Origin of the sequence: Microbacterium oleivorans (assembly GCF_023715745.1) — a bacterium.
GTDB classification, from domain to species: Bacteria; Actinomycetota; Actinomycetes; order Actinomycetales; family Microbacteriaceae; genus Microbacterium; species Microbacterium oleivorans_D.
Map to the genome: position 1 here is coordinate 1 of NZ_JAMBOV010000010.1, position 1,021 is coordinate 1,021.

1 rRNA gene is annotated in these 1,021 nt (G+C 54.9%); it reads right to left on the reverse strand.

The annotated features are described in order from the left end of the window. Positions 1-360 precede the first annotated feature (360 nt). Positions 361-1,021, reverse strand: a 16S ribosomal RNA gene (locus M3190_RS15190); the annotation flags it as partial.

The window sequence follows — 1,021 nt, forward strand, 5'->3', positions numbered from 1 at the left end:
CGTCAATTCGAAATTGACTAATGATCTTTAAGATCATCTTTCACGAACCGATCCCTAAAGATCAGCTCGCAAGATGCTCGCGTCCACTGTGTAGTTCTCAAAGTACGGGCGGTACCTCCCCCGCACCGGCACTGCCGGCACAAGAAAAGGCCCAGAGGTTCGGACTCTCATCCGGTCCCTCAGGACCCAACAGCGTGCATGTGCAAGAAACCTCACCCCGAACCGTTCCACACCCGAAGGCCGTACTAGATCCAGAGGTCACCCTCCTGCACCTCGTCAAACGTTCCACCCATGAGCTCCGGTCGAGAACATTCGTCTCGAAACCGGCTCTGTCACTCCGAAGAGTGCAGTGCTCCTTAGAAAGGAGGTGATCCAGCCGCACCTTCCGGTACGGCTACCTTGTTACGACTTAGTCCTAATTACCGATCCCACCTTCGACGGCTCCCTCCACAAGGGTTGGGCCACCGGCTTCAGGTGTTACCGACTTTCATGACTTGACGGGCGGTGTGTACAAGACCCGGGAACGTATTCACCGCAGCGTTGCTGATCTGCGATTACTAGCGACTCCGACTTCATGAGGTCGAGTTGCAGACCTCAATCCGAACTGGGACCGGCTTTTTGGGATTCGCTCCACCTCGCGGTATTGCAGCCCTTTGTACCGGCCATTGTAGCATGCGTGAAGCCCAAGACATAAGGGGCATGATGATTTGACGTCATCCCCACCTTCCTCCGAGTTGACCCCGGCAGTATCCCATGAGTTCCCACCATTACGTGCTGGCAACATAGAACGAGGGTTGCGCTCGTTGCGGGACTTAACCCAACATCTCACGACACGAGCTGACGACAACCATGCACCACCTGTTTACGAGTGTCCAAAGAGTTGACCATTTCTGGCCCGTTCTCGTATATGTCAAGCCTTGGTAAGGTTCTTCGCGTTGCATCGAATTAATCCGCATGCTCCGCCGCTTGTGCGGGTCCCCGTCAATTCCTTTGAGTTTTAGCCTTGCGGCCGTACTCCCCA